Here is a 22,647-nt window from a genome sequence, read left to right on the forward strand (position 1 = left end):
CCGGCGTTCAAGCGGGGTCAGACGGGCAGGCGTGGTCAGACAGGCTGAAGGCCATATTCCACGATGCGGTTGATCAGGTCGCGATGGCGCGGCAGCGCCGTCAGCATGCGCGCGGTGACATCGGCGTTCTGCCCCCTCGCCCGCCGGGCGTCGCGCACCTCGGGTTCCAGCGCGCGCGCGGAGACCTCGGAGCGGAAGCCCATGCCATAGAGCACGTACTGGTAGGAGGCCGAAGGGAATACCTCGTCCACCCGGTCGAACTCCTCGTGCATATAGGGCGGCTGCCAGCGCCACAGCGCCAGCAGTTCGCGCAGGCGTTCGGGGATCGTCGCCGGGTCCATGTTGTCGCGCCAGAAGGCGGTGTCGCGGCGCTGGCTCAGCACGTAGTGCAGCTTGAGGAAATCGATGATCCGGCCCCAGCGGTACAGCGTCTTCTCGTTGTAGCGCCGGGCGACGATGTCCATGACCTCGCGCGCCGGCGGCATCTGTTCGGCGATCATCTTCGCCGAAAGCTCGATCAGCACGATCGCCGAGGCTTCCAGCGGTTCGAGAAAGCCCGCCGCCAGCCCCACCGCCACGCAATTGCCCTTCCAGAACAATTCGCGGTGGCCCGAACGGATATCGATCTTGCGCACGGCCAAGCCATCGGCGGCCGGGCCGATATAGGCGCGCAGCTCGGCCTCGGCCTGTTCCCGGCTAATGTGGCGGCTCGAATAGACATGGCCGACGCCGCGCCGCGTCGGCAGGCCGATGTCCCAGATCCAGCCCGCCGATTGCGCGGTGGAGATGGTGTGCGTGGCAATCGGCGCGTCCGGATCGGGATAGGGCACCTGCACGGCCAGCGCGGTATCGCAGAACAGCACGTCGTTGCAGTCCTTGAAGCCCACGCCCATCGTCTCGCCCAGCAGCAGGCTGCGCATCCCCGTGCAATCGACGAACAAGTCGCCCGCGATTTCGCCCGCCTGCTCGGTCACGATCGCTCGGATGTCGCCGCTTTCGTCCTGGAGCACTTGGCGCATGTCGGCGAGCACGTGGCGCACGCCCAGCTTTTCGGTGCAATGCCGCTGCATGAACGGCGCGAACTTTCCCGCGTCGAGATGGTAGGCATAGTTGGCCTGCCCCTCGAACTCGGCATCGGCCATGGTCTTGGGTGCGAGGTTCTCGTCGCAGATGCGGCCCTGCGGGCATACCGCATCGCAGAACGTCTCGTCCGCGTCATCGTCTTCGGCCAGCGTCCCCGCCAGCCAGTGCGGCGCGAGGTTCAGTTGCCCGAAGCGTTGGGGCAGCACCAGCGGGTGGTAATAGGCATCGTCATCCGCGCCGGTGGTCCATTTGGCGAACAACGCGCCCTGCTTGAAGGCGGCATCGCATTCACGGAAGAAGTCGGTTTCGGAAATGCCGACGCTTTTCAGCGTGGAGCGCAAGGTCGGCCAGGTCCCCTCGCCCACGCCGATGATCGGAACGTTGGGGGATTCGACCAGGGTAACGGAAAAGTCGTGCCCCATGCGCGGGCGGTGCCTGGCGGCAATGATCGCCGCGGTCAGCCATCCGGCGGTCCCGCCGCCGACAATCACGACATCGCGCACTGCACGCACCATCCGCGTCCTGCCCCGTTACTCGAACGACTATTGGGAGTGGCGGCACCGGCATGGGAACCGGTGCCGCCGCCACGTCACATCAGTAGTTGAAACGGGCGCCGAAGACAAAGCGGCGACCGTAGGACCAGGTATCGAGCGGCATGTTCGAGAACCGGCCATAGGTGCTGTAGGTCGAGTTGTTGAGGTTGGTGCCTTCGAAGAAGACCGAAACCTGCTTGGTCAGCTGGTAGCTGGCGCTGGCGTCGATCTGGAACTGGCGGTTCACATTCACCGGTTCCGCGCCGAAGGTGCCACCCTGAGTCTGGCCCAGGCTGAGCAGGTACTTGTCGCGCCAGTTACCGGCGAGGCGGACCTCCAGCCCGTTCTTGTCGTAGAACGCGATCAGGTTGGCCGAATTGGCCAGCCCGGTGATCGCGAAGGCCGAACCCGAGATGTCGCTCGTGTCGAACGTGCGGTTGGTGCTGACGAGCGTGGCGTTGGCGTTGAAGCCGAAGCCGGTTTCGCCGAACACGTGCTGCCAGGCGATTTCCACGCCGCGCACCACGCCTTCCGGCCCGTTGACCTTGCCGTTCACCTGGAACTGCGCGGCCTGGCCGGTGAACGGATCGGTCACCCCGTTGATCGTCTGGGTGCGCACGCCGCCGACGATGAAGTTCGAGATGAACTTCATGAAGCCGTTGACCGCAAAGTACGAGTTGGAGCCGTAATAGTATTCGGCGCCCAGATCGAGGTTATCGGCCAGGTAGGGCTTGAGGTTGGCATTGCCGCCCGATGCCGCCAGGCTGCCCTTGCGCAGCGTGCCCAGCGTGATCGTGGGGCTAAGGTCGTTCAGCACCGGCCGGGTCAGGGTGCGCGAAGCGTCGAAGCGCAGCTGCAGCTTCGGCGTCACTTCCAGCTTCACGTCCAGGCTCGGCAGGACGTAATTGTAGCTGGTCTCGCGGGTGATGAGCTGGTCGGGAGTGTACGAGCCCACCGAGATCAGCGTCGGGTCGGTCGGCACCGTCACCAGCGTCACCGGGTTGCGCCCAATCGCGCCCGAGGTCAGCTTGGTGTATTCGTCACGCACGCCGGCGCTGATGTGGATCGGCATGTTGCCGACCATGCTGTCGAAGTTGATGCGCAGATAGCCGGCGAAGGTCCGTTCGCGCACATTCAGCACGCTGGCCGGATCGAACGCGGGCGCGGTGGTGCCACCGCCGGTCGCTTCGAGCGCACGATAGACCGCCAGAGGATCGTAGGCGATGATCGCGGGCGCCAGGTTGCCCTTGTAGCCGGGGATGAAGTTGGCGGTGCTGATCGTGCCCTGGTACACGCTGCTGGGCAGCGGCGCCACCGCGCCGGTGCGGCCCGACGGCGCGCCATAGCCGCCGTAACGGAAGAACGTGCCGTTGACGAACGGGCTCTGGTTTTCCTTGTGGAACTTGTTTTCCTGGTAGCTCGCGCCGAAGTGGATCTTGATCGCGTCGCTTTCGTACTTGCCCGAAATCTTGACCTGCTTGACCAGGTCCGTGTAATAATTGGGGAAGCCCGCGATTACGTGGCTGCCGATCAGCGACTGGTCGGTGAACTTCCCGACGTTGCCGTTCGGACCGACGTCGTGGATGCTGGGCAGGTAGCCCGAGCTGGGACCGCCGATGGTGACGCCGGTGTTGGCGCCCAGCACCGTCGAATAGTTGGTGCACGAGGTTGGCGGCGTGGTCGGCGTCGCGCCGGCCGGATAGGTACAACCGGTCGAAAGGAACGGGCCATTCGCCGTGGCATTGGTGCCGCCATAGCCGATGTCCATGGCATTGGCATAACCGTTCTTGCCGGGGTTCAGGACCGAGCGCGACAGCGAGGCATCGACATCGAAGCTCAGTTGGTCGGTAGCTTCCCACTTGAGGTTGCCGCCCACCATGTAGGTCTGGTTGATGTCCCGCGCGAGATTGGCGTTGAAGTCCATCGGCGTGCCGAACTGGTTGAAGTCCACCACGGTGCCGTTGCTGTCCTGCTTCACGTTGCGCAGGTCATCGCCGTTGAACCACGCGCCGTAGCCGTATGTCGCGGTGTGCAGCGTCTGGCGGGTGAAATTGCCGTCCAGAGTCACCAGCACCTTGTCGCTGGGGCGCCACTGGTAGGCAAGGCGGCCGTCGATGCGCTCGTCCTTGGTATTGACCTGGTTGGCGCCGACCTGCTGCGGGAACCAGCCCAGCACGTTTTTCTTGGCGGGCGTGAAGTCGCTGGTCTGGCACGCGGGCTGCGACTGGCACTGGTAGAAGTAGTTGCCGATCCAGCCGGGGATGAAGACCTGGTTGGACGTCGTGTCGGCACGCTTGTAGGCGACATAGGCCAGGATGCCCATGGTATCGTCGGCAAAGGTCGTGCTGGCCAGCGCCGCGCCCGAGGGAACGACCCGGCCGCTGCGGTCCTGCACCGAACCCGATGCCTTCAGCGCCAGCTTGGTGCCGTTGCTGTCAAAGGGCTTGGGCAGCGCGACGTTGATCGTCGCGCCGATCGCGCTGTTGCCGAGTTCGACGTCGGGCGTCTTGTAAACCGAAATATTCTGGACGAAGTCCGAACCGATCGTGGTGAAGTCCACCGCGCGGTTGCCCGATGCGGTCGACAGGTGGCGGCCGTCGAACTGGGTATCGTTGAAGTCGCCGCCGAAGCCGCGCACGGTCACGCCATTGGCTTCGCCACGCGCGCCCGACCGCTGGATCGAGATGCCGGGCAGGCGCTGCAAAGCGTCGGCCACGTTGGCATCGGGGAATTTGCCGATGTCCTCAGCCGAAATCGCGTCCACCACGCCCGACGCGTTCCGCTTGATCTCCATGTTGCGCTGGAGCGAACCGCGGATGCCGGTGACGATGATTTCGGAGCCCGGCTCGTTGCTGACCTCGGCATCGGCCGGGCCTGCGCTCTCGGCCGGCGCTTGCTGCGCCACCGCCGGCATGGCGATCGCGAGCGCGATGGCGCCCGATGCCCCGCCCAGCAGGAACCGCGAATTGATTGAAGTCCTCATACCCTCTCCACTGCTCTGTCTGACGGCCCCCCCGCCCGGGAAGGAGACGACATCGCTCGCACCGTTCACTGCCTCCTGAACGGGCCGAAACGGGAGCGCCTGGGTCGCTGAGGACAATGCCCTGCAACTGCGGTTGCCAGCCATCTCTCCGCCACGCCGGTGCTCTGCTCGTCACCTTGCCCATTTTGAGTAACCGATAAAGGTAGCGCTATCAGCATGAAATTGTCTGCGCAATCAGACTGGTGCCCCGCAGTGTTGCACAAAGCCCACGATTCCGGTTAGAGTTTCGATGTTAGCGCGCACATCGCGGCCCGCAATATCACGTAATAACCATCGCAAAACACGCGAGAATGCAGGAGAGGACGATTGGCGGAGCAAATCGAGATTCTGAACAGCGATGCCCATCGCGATCTTGCCATGCACCCGCTTGCAGGCGCGCATCCGCACATGGTGCAGATCGTCGTTACCGAGGTGACACGCGCCGCCGCCTGCTGTCCGGTGGTGCTCGCCAAATCGCCAGAGACGGGCCGATTCGCACTGGTGGCGCTGTTCGGATTCCAGCCCGGCGAAGTGCTGGTGGAAGGCGCGGAGACCGGAAACGCGGCCTTTCGTCCGCTGGACCTGCAACGCCAGGGCTTCTTCGCCGCCGACGACAACATCGCCATCGACGTTGCCCATCCGCGCTTCGCGCCCGGCGGCACGGTGCCCCTGTTCGATGCGATGGGCGGGCCGAGCGACGAGATGCGCCTGGTCCAGCGCGCGATCGGCCACCTCATGGGCACCGCCCCGCAAACCGAGCAATTCATCGCCATGCTGGTGGAAGAACGACTGATCGAACCGGTCGACATTTCGCTTTCTTTCGACGACGGGCAGACGATCGCGCTGAACGGCCTTTATTCCGTGAGCGGCGAGGCGCTGTCGGCGCTCGAGAATGCGACAATCATCAGACTATTCCGGCAAGGTTGGCTCCAGGCCGCGCTCGCCATCCACGGCTCGCTGCTGCAGGTTGGCATCCTCGCCCGCCGCCGCAACGACCGGCTCGCGGGCGGCTGGAACTGAGCCTGATGCTGGCGGAGCTTGCACCCGGCGCGCCCGAACTGGCGAGTGCGGAGAGCTTTCACGCCGGCGTGATCCTTGCGGGCACGCCCGTTGTCATCCGGAGCCTGTGCGCCGATCTGCCGGCGGCGCAGGCGGCGCGCGCATCCGCCCGCGCAGCGCTCGACCATGTCTTGTCGTTCGATACGGGGCGGCGGCCACAGGTCTTTCTCGGCGATCCGGCGATCGGCGGCCGCTATTACTACAGCGACGATCTTTCCGGCTTCAATTTCACCCGCGTGGAACTGCCGCTGGCGCAGGCCTTCGCGCACATGCTGCGCCATGCCGACGATCCGTCCGCGCCCACCGCCTATCTCGGCTCGCTGGTCGCGCCCGCCTATCTTCCCGGCTTTGCCGAAGCCAACGCGGTGCCGATCGTGCCGCCGCAAGTCGAGGCGCGGCTGTGGATCGGCAACCCGTCGACTGCCGCCACCCACTACGATGCCTATGAAAACCTCGCCTGCGTGCTGGCGGGCGCGCGGCGCTTCACGCTCTATCCGCCCGATGCGATCGGCGATCTCTATGTCGGGCCGATCGATCACACGATGGCCGGCCAGCCTGCCAGCCTTGCCACCGCGAGTGCGGACCCGGAGCGCTATCCCCGTTTCGCCGCGGCGCGGGACCGCGCGATCACGGTGGACCTCGCCGCCGGGGACGCGCTGTTCCTGCCCAAGCTGTGGTGGCATCAGGTGGAAGCGACCGCGCCGGTCAACGTGATGCTGAATTACTGGTGGGATGCGACCGCGATCGGCCCCGATGCCCCGCTGCTGGCCATGCTGCTCTCGATGATCGCCATCGCCGAGCGGCCGGAGGCGGAGCGCGCGGCGTTCCGCGCGTTCTTCGATCATTACGTGTTCCGGCCGGATGGCCACCCCCTCGCCCATTTGCCGGAAGACCGGCGCGGCGTGCTGCGCGAGATAAAGGGGGCAGGCTATGGCCCTATTCGCGCGATGGTACTGCGCGCCCTGCGCGGCGGCTGACTCCCCGTCCCGCCTATAAAAATGAGGCCCGGAAAGCGTGTGCTTTCCGGGCCTTCTCAGGTACTGCGGCGGCCCCGGGAGGGGAGGGATTGGGGCCGCAGCGAGGGAACGTTTTGGCTTAATGTCCGCCCCAGCCTTCCATCTGCTCCAGCTCCTTGCCCTTGGTTTCGGGCAGGAAGGCCTTGACCAGCCAGAAGCTCACCGCCGCGCTCAGCGTGTAGAGCACATAGGTTTCGGCAAGGCCCAGGCCGCTCGCCATGGCCGGGAAGCTCTGCACCACGGCGTAGTTCGCGCCCCATTGGGCGAGCCCGCACACCGCCAGCGCCGATCCGCGCAACTGGTTGGGGAACATCTCGCCCAGCATCACCCACATCACCGGCCCCCAGCTGACGTTGAAGAACACGACGTAGATGTTGGCCGCGATCACCGCGATCAGGCCCAGGTGCTGGTCCATCTGCAGCGCCCCGGTGGCGTCGAGCGTGCCGCGCGAAAAGGCCCAGCTCATCGCGCCGAGCGATAGCGTCATCCCCGCCGATCCGATCAGCAGCAGCGGCTTCCGCCCCACCTTGTCGACCAGCGCCATGGTGACGAAGCAGGCCGCGATCGAAACGAGGCCCGATATGATGTTGCGTTCGAGCGCCGCTTGTTCGGAAACGCCCGCCAGCTTCCACAGCGTTTCGCCGTAGTAGAAAATCACGTTGATCCCGACGAACTGCTGGAACACGGCAATGATCAGCCCCGCCCAGACGACCGGGCGCAGCACCGTTCCCGGCGCCAGCACGTCGGCCAGGCGGGGGCGGTGATCGGTGGCGAAGGACGCGCGGATCTCGTCGACCTTGCGGCGGGCCTCGGTCTCACCGAACAGGCGCGAAAGCACGGCATGGGCTTCGTCGGCGTGGCCGCTGCTGACCAGGTAGCGGGGGCTTTCCGGAATGAACTGCAGCGCCATCAGGAACACCACCGCCGGGATCGCCTGCGCGATATACATCCAGCGCCAGGCCGGAACGCCGCCCAGTTGCCCCAGCGAATCCCCCGCTTCCCGGGCCAGCACGTAGTTGACGACGAAGGCCAGCGTCAGGCCGGTGATGATCATGACCTGCTGCACGCTAGTCAGCCGCCCGCGGATCGCTGCCGGCGCGACTTCGGAAATGTAGGCGGGCGATAGCACGCTGGCCGCCCCCACCGCCATGCCACCGAAGAAGCGGGCGATCACGAACAGGGTGTGATTGCCGGTAAGGCCCTGCACCAGCGCGCCGGTGAGAAACAGGATCGCGGCCAGCACCATGATGCGCTTGCGCCCGAAGCGGTCGGCCATGCGCCCGGCGGTGAAGGCGCCGGCGGCGCAACCGACCAGCAGCGATCCCACGGTGAAGCCAAGACCATTGTCATCGAGCGCGAACGCCGCCTTCAGGCCCGCCTGCGTGCCGTTGACCGCACCGCTGTCGTATCCGAACAGCAGGCCACCGATCGTGGCGACCGACACGATGGCGCCCACAAGCGCCATGTTCACCCGGTCTTGCTGCACTGCCGCCATTTCCCTCTCCCGAATCGTTCAATGCGCGCTGATTGCCACGCATTTCGCCTTGAATCGACGATCTTGCTTGAGCTGTCACCAGTTCTTCCGACGTCGTCTTGCCGCTTGATGATAGCGCTACCTAAATAGAGCGCCGATCGCGCGGCGCAAGCGCGAAATGCGTTTAAGTCTGCTTAAATGACAATCCCGCTTGCCAAGGGCGAGCCGCACGGTCAGGAAATCCGCAGCGGGAGCAGCAAGAAATGAACGATACCCGATCGCGCCGTCGGCAGTCCGGGCGCCCCACCGTGAACGACGTCGCGCGCCTGGCCCAGTGCTCGCCGATGACCGTCAGCCGCGTGGTCAACGGCGGCGCGGGCGTGCGCGAGGAAACGCGTCTTGCGGTCGAAGCGGCCATCAAGCAGCTCAACTACGCGCCCAACCGGGCCGCGCGCAGCCTTGCCGGCGCATCGCAGCTGCGCATCGCGCTGCTCTATGCCAACCCGTCCGCGTCCTATCTCAGCGAACTGCTGATCGGCTGCATGGACGCGGCAACCCGGCTCGATGCCCACCTGATGGTCGAACGCTGCGACCCGGATCGTGATCAGGCGAAGATGATCGCCCGGCTGGTGGAAAGCGCGGTCGATGGTTTCCTGCTGCCACCGCCGCTGTGCGACGACACCGCGCTGCTCGCCCGCCTGCGCCGCGCCGGAACCCGCGCGGTGCTGGTCGGCCCGGGCCAGGCCGAAGCGCATCACGGCGTGGTGATGATCGACGATTACCAGGCCGCCCATGACATGACGCGCCATATTCTCGACCTTGGCCACAAGCGCGTGGGCTTCATCATCGGCAACCCCCGCCAATCGGCCAGCGCGCTGCGCCTTGCCGGCTTCCGTGATGCCATGGCCGAAGCCGGTGTGGGCGTGGACGAGGCGCTCGTCAAACAGGGGCAGTTCACGTACCGCTCCGGGCTGGACGCGGCGATGGACATGCTCGCCCTGCCCCAGCGCCCGACCGCGATCTTCGCCTCGAACGACGATATGGCGGCCGGCTGCGTGGCGGCAGCGCACCGCAACGATCTGGAAGTGCCGCGCGACCTGACCGTGTGCGGCTTCGACGATACCGCGTTCGCCTCCACGATCTGGCCGGAGCTGACCACGATCCGCCAGCCGATCCGCAAGATGGCGGAGACGGCGCTGGAGCTTCTCGCGCAGGAGATCCGCGCCGACCGCGCAGAGGAAAAGACCCAGCCGCGCCTCGCCACGCTCGATTACGAACTGGTCCGGCGCGAATCCGATGCCGCGCCGCCCGGCAAAGTCTAGCCGGCGTGGACAGATTCCGGCGTGGCCGGAGCGGCAGCTATCCGATATTTTGCCATGGGAGCGGTCTTTCCGGACACGACGCGATTGCGGACGCTCAGAGTTCTTCTTGTGGCGTCGAATCTCGCGGGCTAGCATCGCGAGTAATGACCGAAACAACGGCCTTCAATGTATGGACAGTAAGGCTGTAAATAAGGAAATCAGGGCGCGGATATGGCCGCTCCTGAAGGACATTGGCTTTAGCCGGTTCACCCCACGGACTGCTTGGCGATATCGCGGCGACAAGATCGACGTACTGAACTTTCAGTCTTTCAATTCCTACAACGCCAGCGTCTTGGGCATCACTTCGTTCTCGTTTTGTGTCAATCTCGGCAGTTATCTAAATTACGTGCCGTCCAAATGGCCGGTTAAGGTCAAGGACGGCCAACCGATACCTAACGAGGCTGAATGTCATTTCAGACGGCGGCTCATGCGAAGCGTGACATCCCTAGGCAAGGAGCACGCCGACATTTGGAATGTAGATGAGCAGGGCAGGAACTTGCTTTGGTGTATACAGGACGTTGCTGAGCAATTACCGGATGTGGAAGCATGGTTTGATCGCCTGGCTGACAAATCCGAGGTGCTGGCCATCTTGCTCAATCAAGACGAGGACATGAACGTTCTTTGGGGCTTCGGACGGAATCCCTCACCCTCGCGCTCTTATTTGGCTGGGTATGTCGCTCTTGCGGCGGGAAGGCTCGACCTAGCGCGAATGAAGTTGGAGGAAGCCGTTCAGTCCAACTGCTTCAAGGAGCAGTTCGGCGATGTTGATTCCGCAATCAGGCGAGCTATCTAGCCGAAAAGGTCACTCAAGCGCACAATTTGACAACATGCGCAACATCCGCTTCCCCCGCCATTCCTGCCGCTCGGCCCCTTGCCGGCGATCTCCGATAGCGGTCATCCCCCAAAGCGGAATGTGTCCACGTGCCGCAGGCGATCGTCACTCGCCCGCCACGTCCATTTCGAACCCCGGCACCGGCAGCCCGCGCGCGTCGAACAGGTTGACGACCGGGCTATCGGCCCAGCCATAGCGCACTTTGGCCACCGGCCCGCCGTCCCCGGCGATCACCACCGCGTCGCCATCGACCCGCGCCGGAGCAAAACGGCAGACGCCGCCTGCATCGCACAATTCAAAGCCGATCGCCTGCGCCGAACTCAGCGCGTGCAGCCCGCCTTCAAGGCCGCCGAACGTCACCCGCACGGCACCGCCGTCGCGCCGCGCCGCCAACGGCATCGGCACGGGCTTGCCCAGCACGCCCAGCGCCAGCCGCTGCCCCACCAGCAGCTTGTTCGCCGGGTGGATGTCCGTCGGTTCGCCAATGTCGATCGCGCTGGCGAGCGCGGCGTTGCCGTCCTCCGCCACGATGCGCCGCTGCACGTCGCGCGTCCTGGCCCAGTCGGATGATACCGGCTTGTCCGCAGTCGCGCCGTAATTCGCCAGTTGCACGATGCCGATCCTGAGCGCCGGCCCGAAGCGCGCGCGCCAGCCCGTGATCAGCGCCTTCATCCGCCGCGCGTAATCGGGCGTGTCGACATCGCTTTCGCCCTGGTACCAGGCCGCGCCGTCCATCGCGAAATGGCCCAGCGGCGCGATCATGCGGTTGTGCATCAGTCCGATGCCCGCGTTCGCATCCCATGGCGGGCGCGGCGGATAGCTGCGCACGGGCGCGATCGCATAGCGCCAGCCGGTCGCCAGCGGCAGGCGCTGGCCGTCACCCGTCACCAGCGCCAGCCGGTCGGCCGGGCTCGCCAGCCCGCCGTCGGCATAAGTGTTGGTCACGGCGACCATGACCTCGTTCACCCCCGCGCGCAGGAACGCCGGCGGCAGTTTGTATGCGCGCTCCTCGTCCCAGCCGAAGGTGTTGCCCACCGCGTGGCCGTTGACGAAGGTCATGTCCATGTCATCGAGCACGCCCAGCATCAGCGTCGCCCCGGCCCGCGCCTGATCCGCCGTCAGCGTGATCTGCCGCCGCAGCCAAACGGTGCCGGTCGCCTTGGTGGCCAGCGGCGTGCCGGTCCACGCCAGCCATCCGCTGATCGCCGGCACCGGTTGCCACGGCAGGTCGTCGGGCCTAGCCCACGGCGCGCTGCCGCCAGCCTCGCCCGCATACCATGCCTGCCAGCGCGGTGCGAATTGCGTCACGGCAGCCAGCCGGTCTTTCGCGAACAGGCCCAGCAGCGCCATGTCGCTGGCCCCGCCGATCGCGGCACCGGCCTGCGGGTCCAGCCACGGCGTCACTTTCGATCCGCCCCAGCTGGCGTGAATCGCGCCGATCGGCACGCCCCGCGCCCGGCGCAATTCGCGCGCCATGAAATAGCACACCGCCGAGAAGTCCGCGGTCGTGTCCGGCCCGGCGGCGGCCCAGCGGGTCGGCTTCCCGAACGCGCGCGCGGGCAGGTACGCCATCGCCTTGGGCACCTGCAGCAGGCGCAGGCCGGGGTCCGCCGACCGCGCCACTTCCATGCCGCCGTTCAGCGCGCGCGCCAGCGGGAACTCCATGTTCGACTGGCCGGAGCAGAGCCAGACATCGCCCACCGCCAGATCGGTGACGCGCAGGCTTTGCCCGTCCGCCGTCACCGCCAGTTCAAGCGGGTCGGCCGAGGCCGTCCGCGCGGCAAAGCGCAAGGTGAAATCACCCGTGGCGTTCGCCTTGGCTTCGGCCTGCTCGGTGCCCAGCGTGCCGGACACCACGGCGTTGGGCGCGGCCCGCCCTTCCACCAGCACCGGCCGGTCGCGCTGGATCACGGCATGGTCGCTCCACACCGCGCCCAGTTCGAGCGCGGGCGCCGCCAATGCGGGAGCGGCCACGCCAAGCGCCAGCCCCGTCAGCGCCAGCCGTATCACGCGGGAAAGTCCGCCAGCGCCGGCGCCAGGCCCGGCACGTCGACGTCGAAGGCGAAAAGATCGCCCGCCAGCGGCTGTGCCGCTAGCGCCGCCGCGTCCAGCCCCTTGCGCGCGGTGGTGACGAACGCGCGCGTCATCTCCGGCCCGCCGAACGCCAGCTTGGTCACGTTGGCGACCGGCACCTCGACCTTTTCCAGCAGTTCGCCTTCTGGCGAATAGCGCGCGACGCCCCAGCCGTTCCACAGCCCGGTCCAGACGCAGCCCTGCGCATCACACACCGGCCCGTCGGGATACGCTTCCGGAAAATCGCGCGCCACGTCGGCAAAGGCGCGCGCGGGGCCGACGGCGCCCTCGGCATCGACCTCTGCCACCATGATCGTGCGCGCCAGCGTATCGGTGAAATAGAGGCGGGAATCGTCCGGCGCGATCGCCGGACCATTGGTGATGCACACCCGGTCAGGGCCTTGCGGCACGATCCGGCCCCCTTGCGCGCGGTAGAACCGCCCGCTCGCGGCGGTCTCGTCATCGTCCATCGATCCGAACCACACGCGCCCGCGGCTATCGGCGCAGGCATCGTTGAGCCGGTTGCCAGCCGGCTCGCCCGGCACATGCGCCATGTGCCGGGAAACGCCGGTAGCCGGGTCGAACAGGTGCAGCCCGTCCTTCATCCCGGCGAGCAGCTGGCCGCCGCCGGTCGGCAGCACCCAGCCCACCTGCTCGTGCACCGGGTAACTCGCGTGGTGCCCGTTCGCTGGATCGAAGCGGTGGATGCGGCGCTGCTTGATGTCGGTGAACCACAGGCACTGGCGCGCCGAGTCCCACACCGGGCCTTCGCCCAGCGTACAGCCGAGCGCGAGCACCGGCTCCGCCTTGCGGGCCGCGTTCAACGCCATCCCCCGTCGACCCAGTATTCGTGCCCCGTGCAGAAGCGCGCGTCATCCGAGGCGAGGAACAGCGCCATCGCGGCGATGTCCACCGGCTGCAGCCGACCCTTGAGGCATTGTGCCGCGACGATTTCCGCCTCCCCTTCGGGCGTGTACCAGCGCATCTGGCGCTCGGTCTGCACGTTGCCCGGAATGATCGTGTTGACGCGGATGTTATACGGCCCCAGCTCGCGCGCAAGGCTGCGGGTCAGGCCTTCCACGCCGGCCTTGGCAATCTGGTAGAGCGCCAGTTCATCGAGCCCCAGATGCCATGAGATCGAACCGAGGTTGAGGATCACGCCGCCGCCGCCGGCCTTCATCCCCGGCCACACCGCCTGCGAGGCGAAGAACTTGTGCTTCAGGTTCACCGCCAGCCGCTCGTCCCAGTAGGCAGGCGTCACATCGTCGAGCATGTGGCGGTCATCGCTCGCGGCGTTGTTAATGAGCACGTCGCAGCCGCCCAGCACGCCGGCCAGCGCGGTCATCGCGCCGGCCAGCCCGTCGCTGTCCGATACGTCCTGCGCGCGGAACACCGGCACGTGCTCGGCATGGCCAAGCCGCTGCACGAGGCTCTCGCCGGCTTCGGGCAGGATGTCGACGAAGCCGACCTGCGCGCCCTGCAGCACGAAGGCCTCGACGATGCCTTCGCCGATCCCGCTCGCGCCACCGGTCACGATCACCCGCTTGTCGCGGATGCTGGGGTATTGTGCCGTCAGCGCGCGGCTTTCTGTCTGTGCAAGCACCTGCTTTCCCTTGATTTGCGGAGCAGCCCCGGATGCGGCCGATGGCACCGCGTTCACGCCCGGTCCACCAGGCCGCGCGCGGCCAGGTTGCGCATGAAGGCGCCGATGCCCATCGCCCACTTGGGCGCATCGCGCGATGTGGTGACGGTGTTGGTCAGCGTGCCGAGCCGTTCGGAACGGATCGTCACGCGATCGCCCACCTTGTGGGTGAACCCCCCGCCGGGTTCGTCGCGGTCCTGCGTCGGGGCGAACAGAGTACCGCAGAACAGCACGAACCCATCGGGATAGCTGTGTTCGCTGAGCGTCTGGCGGACCAGTTCGAGCGGATCGCGGCTGATCTCGGTCATGCGGTTGGTGCCTTCCATGCGGAAGTTGTCCTGCCCTTCCACCACCAGTTCCACATCGGCGCGGCGCACGTCGTCGATGCCGAAGCCAGCATCGAACAGGCGGATGAACGGGCCGATGGCGCAGGACGCGGTGTTGTCCTTGGCCTTCGACAAGAGCAGCGCCGAGCGCCCTTCGAAATCGCGCAGGTTCACGTCGTTGCCCAGCGTGGCGCCGACGGCGTTGCCGGCCGGATCGACCACCAGCACCACCTCCGGCTCGGGGTTGTTCCAGCTCGAATCCGAACGCACCCCGATCGGCGCGCCGTGGCCGACGGTCGAAAGCACGGGCGACTTGGAGAACACTTCCGCGTCCGGCCCGATCGCCACTTCGAGATACTGCGACCACATGCCTTGCGCGATCAGCGCCTGCTTCAGCGCCATGGCCTCGTCGCTGCCCGGAACCACCGCGCGGATGCCCGCGCCGATCGTGGCTTCCAGGCCGATGCGGATTTCGGCCGCCGCGCCCGCGTCACCCCGCGCGCGTTCTTCGATCACACGTTCGATAGCGCTAACGGCGAAGGTCACACCACAGGCCTTCACGCATTGGATGTCGATCGGCGAAAGCAGCTCCCAGCCTTCGGGCAAGCCGTCCTCGATGGCGCCCAGGTCCTTGCCCCCATCGGGCACGCCCCGCGCCAGCGCACCGGAAACCGTGCTCGCAATCTCGGTGATGTCGCGGATTCTGCCGCTTTCAAGGACGATCACATGCGGCCCATCGGGCGCTTGCGCACGACCGATGAAGGCCCCGTCCGTAAAGTCGTGCGGAAGGCAAGCCGTAAGGCTCATACCCATCAATGCATCCCTTGTTTCTCTAATTGATAGCGCTACCTTACGAGGCCACACCACCAATATCAAGTGCGCAGGGATGCGCATTCGATTTCAGCACACCGCCCGGCATAACGGTGGCCGCTTCGGATCGACCAAGCGCGTCATCATCCGGAAGCCCCCCCTTGCCCAAGCAAAATGGTATCGCTAACACTAGAGACAACTGTGCGACCGCCGATCCTCGAAAACAGGGCGCGCACCTTCAGGAGAGATGTCATGAAGCATGGATGCAAGGCCAAATCTCGCGCAACCCGGCGCTTTGCCGCGCGGCTTGCCGTCGCGAGCCTGGCGGCGGCACTGGCCATGGCAACACCGCTCCGGGCGCAGAACGACGCCATGACGCCGATCCCCATACCGGCGCAGCCTGGCGCGATCGAACTCGGCACCGGCCCCTTGCCTGGCGCGCGCAACCCGGAGACGTGGCATGCGCAGTACGGCAGCCGCTTCGCCCGCAACGTGACGATCGCGACGCTCACCCCGTATCTGCCCGATCCCGCCAAGGCCAGCGGGGCGGCGGTGATCGTGGCGCCGGGCGGCGGCTTTCTCACGCTCTCCATGGAGAACGAAGGCTCCGACGTGGCAAAGGCGCTTGCCGCCAGAGGCATCGCCGCTTTCGTGCTGAAGTACCGGCTCAACCAGACCCCGGCGACGATGGCCGAGTTCGACAAGTCCATGCGCGCCATGTTCGCGGGGGTGGCCCGCGCTTCGCAGTCTCCGGCACAATCCCAGCCGACCCCGCAAGAACGGATGGCGGCGCTTGCGCCGCAACTTGCCGATTCGCGCGCCGCTTTCGCGCTGATCCGCCAGCGCGCCGGCGAATGGCATGTCGACCCCAACCGCATCGGCATGGTCGGCTTTTCCGCCGGCGCGATGCTGACGCTGGCGACCGAACTGACCGGGCAGGACGCCAAACCGTCATTCATCGGCCTTGTCTATGGCCCGCTTGCCCCCGTCACCGTGCCGGCCGATGCACCGCCGATGTTCGTTGCCATTGCCGCGGACGATCCATTCTTCGCCAACAATGGCTTCGGCCTGGTGGAAAGCTGGCGCGCCGCCCGACGCCCGGTCGAATTCCACCTCTACGAACAGGGCGGGCACGGATTCGGCATGTACCCCAAGACAACGACCAGCACCGGCTGGTTCGATGCGTTCGTGCGCTGGATGGACATGCACGGCTGGGTCAAGGCCGTGCGCTGAACTTCCCGTTCATCCCGCTTCGCTTTTGCCGGATTACGCTTCGACGTGACCGATGAACCGTTCAATCATGGCGTTGTCCATCGCCGGAGCGACCAGATAGCCCTGGATGCTGTCGCAGCGCAGCCGTCGCAGGATATCGGCTTGCGCCGGTGTCTCCACGCCTTCGGCCGTCACCTTCTTGCCGAGCCGATGGGCCAGCTCGATCACGCTGGTCACAATCGCACAGTCGGATGGCTTGGTTTCCACGGAATCGATGAAGCTTTTGTCGATCTTGACGGTGTCCACGGGAATATCGCGCAGATGCCGCAACGATGCGAACCCGGTGCCGAAATCATCGAAAGCGGTTCCCACGCCCGCGTCGTGCAAGCGGCTGATTTGCAGGATTGCCTCGTTCTGCTGGCTTCCAAGGAGCGTATCCTCGTTGATTTCCACGCAGATATCCCGTCGGTCGATCATGCCGCTTTCGACAGCTTCGATGATCAGGTCGACATAGTCGGGTGATCTGAAATCCGCGATCGTGGCGTTGATCGAAATGGAGCGAAATGGCACCCCCGCATCGCGCCATGCCCGAATCTGCCCGATCACCGTGCGCAGCACGAACATGTCGGCCCTGGCGGCGAGGCTCTCGTCGATCAACGCGTCCGCGAACGCCGCAGCCGAAAGCAGGCCTTGCCGCGGATGCTGCCAGCGCAGCAGGGCTTCCATCGCGATCGGCGAACCGGCTCCGTTCTCGATAATCGGCTGATAGAACACGCGCAACTGACCGGTGTGCAGCGCGGTCTCGAAATCGGCGCGTATGCGCGCGCGCTGCAGCACGGCCTGGCGCATCTCGCTGTCGAACAGGGCGCAACGCGCTCGTCCGTTCGATTTCACGGCGTAGAGCGCGATATCCGCACATTTCAGCAGTTCGTTGTGATCCCAGCCGTCACGAGGGAAAATGGCGATTCCGATACTGGCGGAGATTGTCCGGTCGCTATCCTTCACGTGAACCGGCGGGGCGATGGCTCGCAATAGGGTGTCGGCTCGTTCCATCGCCATTTTCGGATCGCCGCAGTCGTGCATGATGATCGCGAATTCGTCTCCGCCGATGCGTGCGATGCAATCGCCGTTCCTGATCGCCGCGCGACAACGGTCGCCCACGGCGCGCAGCACGCTATCGCCGGCGGCATGGCCCAGGCTGTCGTTGATGTCCTTGAAGTTATCGAGATCGAGCATGGCAATCGCGAACGGCGCTATGCGTTCAAGGCCCTGGTGGATGCATCCCTTGATTGCATTCATGAACCAAAGACGGTTTGGCAACCCGGTTAGCGGATCGAAGTTGGCAAGATGCCACAGCCGGTCTTCGGCCATCTTCTGGCGGGTGATGTCGAAGCGGATCGCGATGAACCGTTCGATTTCGCCATCGGCGCCCCGATAGGGCACGATCGTGGTATCCACCCAGTAAAGGCCGCCGTTCTTGGCCCGGTTGCAGATTTCGCCATGCCAGACGCCACCTTGGCTGATCGTCTGGTACAACTCGCGGAAGAATGCGCGATCATGGCGGCCGGATTTCAAGAGGCGGTGGTTCTGGCCGATCAGTTCCTCGCGCGCATAGCCGGACAGGTCGCAGAACTTCCGGTTTACCGAAACGATCGTCCCCTTGCGGTCCGTCACCGCAACCACCGCCGCTTCGTCCAACGCGTGCTTGTAGAAGCGGCTGCGCACGCCGATCTGCGTTGGGTTGTGCGGATCATGGAGGGGCGAGGCCGCGCCGTCGGAGACCTTTTCCGGCGCGGCCTCGCCGGGCAGTCCGTCACTGCCCGGGAAGTCGAAGTGGCTGCTGGAATATTCGCGCATGGCTAGGCGTCTTTCGGCTGTGGCGGTTCCGGCCAGCGAAACCGCGCAGTCCCGGGCAGATGCACGGCGTCATGAGCCGGCTGCCGCTTCAGAATTCCGACCAGTCCTCGGCCGTTGCCGTGGCCGCCATTCCCGCGGATTTGCGGGCGGCGGGGGCAGGACGGGAAGTGGCCGCTGGCGCTTTGCGCCGGTCCTTGGCTTTGGCAATGGGCACGACCGCGGCGCCGGTTACATTGAAGCGCGAAACCAGCGTGGCCAGTTGTTCGGCTTCTCCGGCCAGACTGCGCGACGCGGCGTTCGATTGTTCGACCATTGCCGCGTTGTGCTGCGTCATCTGGTCCATTTCACGAACCGCATCGTTAACCTGCTGCAGGTTCAGCGCCTGGGCTTGCGCGAGATCGGCGATGCCCGTCGCCAGCGATTTGATCTCGCCAACGCGCGCCGCGATCGAACCGAACGCCTCGCCCGACTGCCCCACCAGCTTGACCCCGCGTTCGACCTGTTCGACGCTGCCGTTGATCAGGTGCTTGATATTGCTGGCGGCGTCGGCCGAGCGCTGGGCCAGCGCCCGCACTTCGTTGGCCACCACCGCAAAGCCCTTGCCGGCATCGCCCGCCCGGGCCGCTTCGACCCCCGCGTTGAGCGCAAGCAGATTGGTCTGGAAGGCGATTCCATCGATCACGTCGATGATCTTGCTGATCTCGGTGGCCGTGCGATGGATTCCGTCCATCGCGCCCACGGCCTCCTTGACCACGTTGCGTCCCTGCACGGCCTCGTGATCGGCTTCCGCCACAGAGCCGGTCATGTGAACGGCGCCATCGGCCGCTTCGCGCACGCCGGTGGTCAGTTCCTGCATCGCGGCGGCTGTTTCCTCGAGCGACGCTGCCTGCCGTTCCGTGCGGTTGGCAAGGTCGTCCGAAGCCTGGCGGATTTCGGCAGCGCCGGTGTTGATCGTCGATGCCGCCTCGGCAACCGACGCCAGCGCGCCGCCGATTTCGAGACGCATCGTTTCGAAATCGGCTTCAATCTGGCGATAGTTTTCGGGCAGTCCTTCGAGCTTGGTGGAAAAACGCCCGTTGGCGACTTCCGCCAGCGCGTGTCCCAGCTGTTCGATCACGGCAAGGCGGGATTTCTCCTCGGCCTTGAAATAGGCGGACAGCGCGATTTCCATGTCGAGCAAAGCCAGCTTGACCAGCGTGGCTACCTGCCGACCGGCGGCCTTGTTGCCGAACAGGCCCGAGCCCTTGTCGCAGATGGTGGTGATGATGGCCGAAAGGACGCGGGCGTAGCCGCCGATGTACCAGGTCGGCTCCAGCCCGATGCGGGCGTGGACCGTGCCGATCTGTTCCGCCTTGGCGATGTAGCTGCCATCCACCCGGCCCGAGAACAGCGCCGCCCAATGCGCGATCTGCTTGCCCTTGGCGTGATCCATCGCCTGTCGCGACGAAAAGAAGGCCGCCGTCTTGGGAGTCGCTCCGACCTTGTCGTAGAAGCGATCGAGCGCAGCGGGGGCATGACGGGCCAGTGCTTCGGCAATCCTGGGGAAGTTGCCATAATCGGCATCGTCGATACCGAAGAAATCGACGCGCTCGTTCACGAATTCGTTTACGTTGATATTGCTCATGAGTGGTCCTTCGCGATCGGTTGAGACGTTTGCAGGTCTATTTTTCTGTGCAGGCCTTGATGGCTTCGGCGCCGATCTGGTCGGCTGGCAGTTCGTGCATGGCCGCGTTCAGGTTGATCGCGGCGGTGGGGGCCTCGGGCACGATGGCGTTGCCACGTTCCTGCGCGAACGTTTCGGCGCCCGCGTTGCGCATCAGCAAAAGGCCCTTGGCCCCGTCCTGCCCCAGGCCGGACAGCATGATGCCGATGGCCGGCACGCCGGCGCGGGCGATCGTTCCGAACAGGAGGTCGGCCGACGGGCGAACCCCGTTGGCCGGCTCTCTCGCCAGAAGGCGCAACTGCGCCGGTTCGCCCGCTTCCAGCACGACGTGGTAATCCGGATCGGAAGCAATGTAGATGCCGCCCTGGAGCAGCGGCGTACCGTCTTTTGCGGGCGTTACGGTGCAGGCCAGTTCGGTGTTCAGCCGCTGGATGAACGCATTGGCCACTTCGGGTTCCGCTTGCAAAACCACCACCGTCGGCGGGCAATTGGGCGGATAGGCGGCAAACAGATCCGTCAGAGCCTCGAACCCGCCCATCGATGCGTTGATGGCGATCATGGTGCCGTTCCAGTGGAACTGCTCCTTGTGCCAGCGATTCACGTGATGGGGCCGCTTTTGGCGGACGTTGCTGTTGGCGGCCGCCAGCACGATCTTGCCCAGTTTGCTGACGTTCTTGGCGAACTGTTCAGGGCTGACTTTCAACGGCTTCGGAAAGCATTCCACCGCGCCCAGTTCGTAAGCCCGCAGCGTCGTCACCGCGCCGCTCTGCGTCAGGCTGGAAAGCATGACGACCGGCATGGGATTGCTGTCCATGATCTCTTCGAGAAACTCGATCCCGCTCATGCCGGGCATTTCCACGTCGAGCGTCAGGACGTTGGGGCGTAGCAGTTCGATCTGTTCGCGCGCTTCGTTGACGTTAGCAGCGGTTCCCACGACCCGGACGTTGCGGGACTGTTCCAGCAGATCGGAAAAGAGGGCGCGCATCGCTGCGGAGTCGTCGACCACGAGAACCCTGGCGTCATGCATGGCATAAGTCTTTCATTTCAACGTATTGGTGGATTCGTTGGCCGTGAGGGCACCGGTCCCTTCTAACCGCCAAAAGCAAGCAAACCGCTGCCGCCTGATCGTAGATTTACGATCCCCGAACAGGGCCTTGCGTTCATTACGTAGGGATAAACCCTGCACCACACCGCAAGTCCCGCGAGGCCAGATGGCGCTGGCGGGATGGAACTGGTGCAGGAGGTCCGATGTTAGACTGGTTTGTCAAAGACGCGCCGATCCGCACGAAATTCGCCGTTCTGATCTGTATTCAGGCGGTGCTTTCCGGCGCTGGCGTGATTCTGGTGCTCGCCGCCGGCGGCAGCGCCCCGGTGATGGCGGCCGCGCTGGCCCTTGCGGTGACGGCGGTGGCGATCCTGGCATACGCGCGCGGCGCGATCTGCACGCCCTATGTCCAGACCGTGCAACGCATGGAGGCGTTGGCTGCGGGCGATGTCGATGCGCCGGTCCGCTTCACCGAATACCGCGATTGCGTTGGCCGGATGACCAAGGCGATGGCGATCTTTCGCAACAATGCACTGGAACTGCGCAAAGGCCGCGCCGCCGAGGAGCGCGAAATCATCAACAGCCTCAGCGACGGCTTGGGGCACCTTGCGGCCAATAATCTGGAATTCCGTCTCGAGAAGCCCTTCCCCGGCGCGTACGATGCCGTTCGGCGGGATTTCAACGCGGCGGCCGAAGCCCTTGCCACCGCGCTCCAGTCGGTGCGGGCCGCGGCCGCCGGGGTGCTGGTCGGAGCGTCGGAAATCCGGGCCGCGTCGGACGATCTTGCCCAGCGCAACGAACGCCAGGCGGCCAGCCTCGAAGAAACCGCGGTGGCCATGAACCAGATCACCGGCAAGATGGTGTCGACGGCGGAACGCGCCGGCGAAGTGCAGCAGACCATCGGGGCCGCGCATCGCGAAGCCAGCGAAGGCGGAGAGGTGGTGACGCGGGCGACCGAGGCGATGTCCGCGATCGAGTCGTCCGCGCGCGAGATCAGCCAGATCATCAACGTGATCGACGGCATCGCTTTCCAGACGAACCTGCTCGCGTTGAATGCCGGGGTTGAAGCGGCGCGCGCAGGCGATGCCGGAAAGGGCTTTGCCGTGGTGGCGAACGAAGTGCGGGCGCTGGCCCAGCGCTCCGCCAACGCCGCGCGAGACATCAAGGAACTGATCACCCAGAGTTCACGTCAGGTTGCCGATGGCGTGATGCTGGTGGGTGAAGCGGGCGGCCTGCTTGAAAGGATCGTCGGGGGTGTCGGCGAGATCTCGGCGCTGGTTACGGAGATTGCCGATACCGCGCACGAGCAGGCGCAGAACCTGCGCCACGTCAACGCTTCGGTCGGCGAGATGGATCGCATGACGCAGCAGAACGCGGCGATGGTCGAATAGGCCACGGCTGCGGCGCGCAGTCTCGCCAGCGAAGCGCATGAACTGACCGCGCTGGTGGACCGGTTTCGCATGGGCGAAAGCGAAGACCGCCCCGCCTATCACCCGGCGGCGCGGTCCAGGCCCGCAATCCCGTCGATGCCCAGGGTGCAAGGCAATCTCGCTCTCGCGCCGGAACCGGCGGCCACTGTCGCCGAACAGGCGGACGACTGGTCCGAATTCTGATCCGCGCCAGCCCGCAAAGGACGCCG

General features: G+C 65.5%; 17 protein-coding genes. 7 read left to right on the top strand and 10 right to left on the bottom strand.

Annotation, left to right across the window (positions count from 1 at the left end):
* Positions 1 to 35: 35 nt before the first annotated feature.
* Positions 36 to 1,598, bottom strand: a complete 1,563-nt coding sequence (locus FA702_RS20235) for a tryptophan halogenase family protein (protein WP_136957876.1) — start codon at positions 1,596 to 1,598, stop codon at positions 36 to 38.
* 79 nt (positions 1,599 to 1,677) lie between these two features.
* Positions 1,678 to 4,599 carry a TonB-dependent receptor gene (locus FA702_RS20240; protein ID WP_136957877.1) on the bottom strand — a complete coding sequence of 974 codons (2,922 nt, stop codon included), beginning with the start codon at positions 4,597 to 4,599 and terminating at the stop codon, positions 1,678 to 1,680.
* A gap of 366 nt (positions 4,600 to 4,965) precedes the next feature.
* Between FA702_RS20240 and FA702_RS20245 the strand changes: the two genes are divergently transcribed.
* Both FA702_RS20245 and FA702_RS20250 read left to right on the top strand, forming a co-directional pair.
* On the top strand, positions 4,966 to 5,658 hold the full coding sequence (locus tag FA702_RS20245; RefSeq protein ID WP_136957878.1) for a SapC family protein: 693 nt from the start codon (positions 4,966 to 4,968) through the stop codon (positions 5,656 to 5,658).
* Positions 5,659 to 5,663: 5 nt separating this feature from the next.
* Positions 5,664 to 6,674: a cupin-like domain-containing protein gene (locus FA702_RS20250; protein ID WP_136957879.1), complete on the top strand. Its 1,011-nt coding sequence runs from the start codon at positions 5,664 to 5,666 to the stop codon at positions 6,672 to 6,674.
* A 118-nt stretch (positions 6,675 to 6,792) separates the two neighbouring features.
* Here the strand turns inward: FA702_RS20250 and FA702_RS20255 are convergent, their stop codons facing one another.
* Positions 6,793 to 8,208, bottom strand: coding sequence for a sugar porter family MFS transporter (locus tag FA702_RS20255; protein ID WP_136957880.1), 1,416 nt, complete (start codon positions 8,206 to 8,208; stop codon positions 6,793 to 6,795).
* Positions 8,209 to 8,450: 242 nt separating this feature from the next.
* Between FA702_RS20255 and FA702_RS20260 the strand changes: the two genes are divergently transcribed.
* Complete coding sequence (locus FA702_RS20260) at positions 8,451 to 9,509, top strand: LacI family DNA-binding transcriptional regulator (RefSeq protein ID WP_136957881.1); 1,059 nt, start codon at positions 8,451 to 8,453, stop codon at positions 9,507 to 9,509.
* 169 nt (positions 9,510 to 9,678) lie between these two features.
* Positions 9,679 to 10,341: a DUF4304 domain-containing protein gene (locus FA702_RS20265; protein WP_136957882.1), complete on the top strand. Its 663-nt coding sequence runs from the start codon at positions 9,679 to 9,681 to the stop codon at positions 10,339 to 10,341.
* Between the two features lie 144 nt (positions 10,342 to 10,485).
* Here the strand turns inward: FA702_RS20265 and FA702_RS20270 are convergent, their stop codons facing one another.
* Genes FA702_RS20270 through FA702_RS20285 form a run of 4 tightly spaced genes read right to left on the bottom strand, consistent with a single transcriptional unit; the run spans position 10,486 to position 15,234 of the window.
* Entirely contained in the window at positions 10,486 to 12,390 is a 1,905-nt protein-coding gene (locus tag FA702_RS20270; protein ID WP_255504860.1) for a sialate O-acetylesterase, read from the bottom strand.
* Positions 12,387 to 13,277 (bottom strand): SMP-30/gluconolactonase/LRE family protein, encoded by an 891-nt coding sequence (locus tag FA702_RS20275; protein ID WP_370385530.1) that lies wholly within the window; start codon positions 13,275 to 13,277, stop codon positions 12,387 to 12,389. Before FA702_RS20275 ends, FA702_RS20270 begins: the two co-directional genes overlap by 4 nt.
* A complete protein-coding gene (locus FA702_RS20280) occupies positions 13,274 to 14,056 on the bottom strand; it encodes an SDR family NAD(P)-dependent oxidoreductase (protein ID WP_136957884.1) in 783 nt (260 codons plus the stop codon). The genes FA702_RS20275 and FA702_RS20280 overlap by 4 nt, the downstream gene beginning before the upstream one ends.
* A gap of 53 nt (positions 14,057 to 14,109) precedes the next feature.
* Positions 14,110 to 15,234, bottom strand: a complete 1,125-nt coding sequence (locus FA702_RS20285) for a fumarylacetoacetate hydrolase family protein (RefSeq protein WP_136957885.1) — start codon at positions 15,232 to 15,234, stop codon at positions 14,110 to 14,112.
* A gap of 249 nt (positions 15,235 to 15,483) precedes the next feature.
* Here FA702_RS20285 and FA702_RS20290 point away from each other — a divergent pair, with 249 nt between their 5' ends.
* Complete coding sequence (locus FA702_RS20290; RefSeq protein WP_136957886.1) at positions 15,484 to 16,464, top strand: alpha/beta hydrolase; 981 nt, start codon at positions 15,484 to 15,486, stop codon at positions 16,462 to 16,464.
* Between the two features lie 33 nt (positions 16,465 to 16,497).
* Here FA702_RS20290 and FA702_RS20295 read toward each other — a convergent pair whose 3' ends face one another.
* From FA702_RS20295 to FA702_RS20305, 3 genes are all read right to left on the bottom strand, one after another.
* Positions 16,498 to 18,300 (bottom strand): bifunctional diguanylate cyclase/phosphodiesterase, encoded by a 1,803-nt coding sequence (locus tag FA702_RS20295; protein ID WP_136957887.1) that lies wholly within the window; start codon positions 18,298 to 18,300, stop codon positions 16,498 to 16,500.
* A gap of 88 nt (positions 18,301 to 18,388) precedes the next feature.
* Complete coding sequence (locus tag FA702_RS20300) at positions 18,389 to 19,924, bottom strand: globin-coupled sensor protein (protein ID WP_136957888.1); 1,536 nt, start codon at positions 19,922 to 19,924, stop codon at positions 18,389 to 18,391.
* 37 nt (positions 19,925 to 19,961) lie between these two features.
* Positions 19,962 to 20,990 carry a chemotaxis protein CheB gene (locus FA702_RS20305; RefSeq protein WP_136957889.1) on the bottom strand — a complete coding sequence of 343 codons (1,029 nt, stop codon included), beginning with the start codon at positions 20,988 to 20,990 and terminating at the stop codon, positions 19,962 to 19,964.
* 221 nt (positions 20,991 to 21,211) lie between these two features.
* On the opposite strand from FA702_RS20305, the gene FA702_RS20310 reads away from it, so the two are divergent.
* Together FA702_RS20310 and FA702_RS23365 are read left to right on the top strand one after the other, a co-directional pair.
* The gene (locus FA702_RS20310; RefSeq protein WP_255504861.1) at positions 21,212 to 22,399 is read left to right on the top strand and encodes a methyl-accepting chemotaxis protein; all 1,188 of its coding nucleotides are present in this window, start codon (positions 21,212 to 21,214) and stop codon (positions 22,397 to 22,399) included.
* Between the two features lie 54 nt (positions 22,400 to 22,453).
* Complete coding sequence (locus FA702_RS23365) at positions 22,454 to 22,621, top strand: hypothetical protein (protein WP_255504862.1); 168 nt, start codon at positions 22,454 to 22,456, stop codon at positions 22,619 to 22,621.
* The last annotated feature ends 26 nt before the right edge of the window (positions 22,622 to 22,647 follow it).

Origin of the sequence: Novosphingobium sp. EMRT-2 (assembly GCF_005145025.1) — a bacterium.
In the GTDB taxonomy this organism is placed as follows: Bacteria; Pseudomonadota; Alphaproteobacteria; order Sphingomonadales; family Sphingomonadaceae; genus Novosphingobium.

Excerpts from the sequence above, each read along its gene's own strand:
- FA702_RS20235 (WP_136957876.1), bottom strand. The coding sequence starts at position 1,598 with ATGGTGCGTGCAGTGCGCGATGTCGTGATTGTCGGCGGCGGGACCGCC.
- FA702_RS20240 (WP_136957877.1), bottom strand. The coding sequence starts at position 4,599 with ATGAGGACTTCAATCAATTCGCGGTTCCTGCTGGGCGGGGCATCGGGC.
- FA702_RS20250 (WP_136957879.1), top strand. The coding sequence starts at position 5,664 with ATGCTGGCGGAGCTTGCACCCGGCGCGCCCGAACTGGCGAGTGCGGAG.
- FA702_RS20255 (WP_136957880.1), bottom strand. The coding sequence starts at position 8,208 with ATGGCGGCAGTGCAGCAAGACCGGGTGAACATGGCGCTTGTGGGCGCC.
- FA702_RS20260 (WP_136957881.1), top strand. The coding sequence starts at position 8,451 with ATGAACGATACCCGATCGCGCCGTCGGCAGTCCGGGCGCCCCACCGTG.
- FA702_RS20265 (WP_136957882.1), top strand. The coding sequence starts at position 9,679 with ATGGACAGTAAGGCTGTAAATAAGGAAATCAGGGCGCGGATATGGCCG.
- FA702_RS20285 (WP_136957885.1), bottom strand. The coding sequence starts at position 15,234 with ATGGGTATGAGCCTTACGGCTTGCCTTCCGCACGACTTTACGGACGGG.
- FA702_RS20290 (WP_136957886.1), top strand. The coding sequence starts at position 15,484 with ATGAAGCATGGATGCAAGGCCAAATCTCGCGCAACCCGGCGCTTTGCC.
- FA702_RS20295 (WP_136957887.1), bottom strand. The coding sequence starts at position 18,300 with ATGCGCGAATATTCCAGCAGCCACTTCGACTTCCCGGGCAGTGACGGA.
- FA702_RS20300 (WP_136957888.1), bottom strand. The coding sequence starts at position 19,924 with ATGAGCAATATCAACGTAAACGAATTCGTGAACGAGCGCGTCGATTTC.
- FA702_RS20305 (WP_136957889.1), bottom strand. The coding sequence starts at position 20,990 with ATGCATGACGCCAGGGTTCTCGTGGTCGACGACTCCGCAGCGATGCGC.
- FA702_RS20310 (WP_255504861.1), top strand. The coding sequence starts at position 21,212 with ATGTTAGACTGGTTTGTCAAAGACGCGCCGATCCGCACGAAATTCGCC.